This window comes from Bradyrhizobium sp. PRIMUS42 (assembly GCF_023006515.1).
Taxonomy (GTDB): Bacteria; Pseudomonadota; Alphaproteobacteria; order Rhizobiales; family Xanthobacteraceae; genus Bradyrhizobium.
In genome coordinates this window covers 1-1,582 of the sequence record NZ_JALBGZ010001052.1, presented here as the reverse complement: position 1 = coordinate 1,582, position 1,582 = coordinate 1, and the positions used below count along the sequence as shown (strand labels likewise).

The window sequence follows — 1,582 nt, the reverse complement described above, 5'->3', positions numbered from 1 at the left end:
CCGTTCAGGCACGCCATGGCCGCGATGCGGCCGGGCATGCCATCGAGCAGGCTATGGCCGACATCGCCGAAGGCCTGGTGCAGGCCGGCGTCCGGCGCCTGATCGTTGCCGGCGGTGAGACGTCCGGTGCCGTGGTCGACCGGTTGAAGATTCCTGGATTTCTCGTCGGAGTAGAGATCGCCCCGGGTGTCCCGGTCCTGCGCGCGGTCGGTGCGGACGCGGGCGAGATGTTGCTTGCCCTTAAATCGGGCAATTTCGGCGGCGCGGAGTTTTTCACGGACGCGCTTGGCCTCATGCGCTGAGCGCAGGGCATTCTTAGCTGCCCGTTCATTTCTTTCTGGCTTCCGTACTCGTACGGAGTCGTAGTTAACATCTGCTCAGGTGCTCTGGTGTTGGATGTCGGCGCTGCTCCCTTTGGTTGATTCGTAATTCCCGGACGCCCGCCGGCTTCAGTACAAAGAGACCCAATATGCTTGCCACCATTTCCATCCGCGCCAAGATCATCAGTGTCGTGGCGTTCCTGCTGGTCGCGATGGCAGGTATGGGTCTGCTCGCCGTCACGAAAATGCGGTCGATGAATGCCAACTCCGTCGACATCACCACGAGCTGGATGCCGAGCGTCCGGGTGCTGGGCGACCTTCGCGCCAGCGTGATCACCTATCGCAACGTGGTGCGCCAGCACATGCTGTCCGAGACCCTCGAAGACAAGCTGGCAAACGAGAAGACCGCCGGCACCGTGATCGAGGCACTCGCCAAGGCGCGCGCAAAGTACGAGCCGCTGATCACCTCCCCCGAGGAGCGGAAGCTCTACAACGACTGGGCCAAGCTCTGGGACGACTACAAGAAGGGCTCCGACGAGGTCATGGCGCTGTCGCGCAAGGAGGCCGGCAAGGTCCCGCACGACGCGCAGGAGCTGAACACCAAGACCGTCAACAAGATCGGCCTTGCATCGGATGAAGTTCTGACCAAGGACATCGAGCTCAACACCAGGGGCGGTGACCAGGCCGCGCAGGATGCGGCGGACAGCTATTCCTTTGCCTTCATGCTGGTCTCGATCATCCTGGGCGCCGCCATCATCGTCGGTATCGGCATCAGCTTCTATCTCGTTCGCGACGTCTCGAGCGGCATCAACTCGATCATCGAGCCGATGCAGGCGCTCGGCAACGGCGACCTTTCCGCCGAGGTCCCGCATCGCGGAGAGAAGACGGAGATCGGCGCCATGGCCGACGTGCTCCAGATCTTCAAGGAGGCGCTGATCGCCAAGAAGGCCGCGGACGAGGCTGCGGCCGCGGATGCCGAAGCCAAGATCGAGCGCGGTCGCCGCGTCGACAACATCACCCGCGAATTCGAAACCATGATCGGCGAGATCGTCCAGACCGTGTCGTCGGCTTCGACCCAGCTCGAGGCCTCCGCTTCGACGCTGACGTCGACGGCCGACCGCTCCCAGAGGCTGGCGACCACCGTTGCCGGAGCGTCGGAGGAAGCCTCGACCAACGTGCAGTCGGTGGCCTCGGCGACCGAAGAGATGGCCTCGTCGGTCGGCGAGATCAGCCGTCAGGTGCAGGAATCGGCGCGGATGGCG

General features: G+C 63.6%; 2 protein-coding genes. Both read left to right on the top strand.

Annotation, left to right across the window (positions count from 1 at the left end; translation table 11 throughout):
- A partial coding sequence (locus MOV75_RS37410) for a nucleotide-binding domain containing protein (protein WP_309487005.1) occupies window positions 1-302 on the top strand: 302 nt, incomplete at its 5' end.
- 167 nt (window positions 303-469) lie between these two features.
- The coding region (locus MOV75_RS37405; RefSeq protein WP_247007913.1) for an MCP four helix bundle domain-containing protein at window positions 470-1,582 on the top strand (1,113 nt) is incomplete at its 3' end.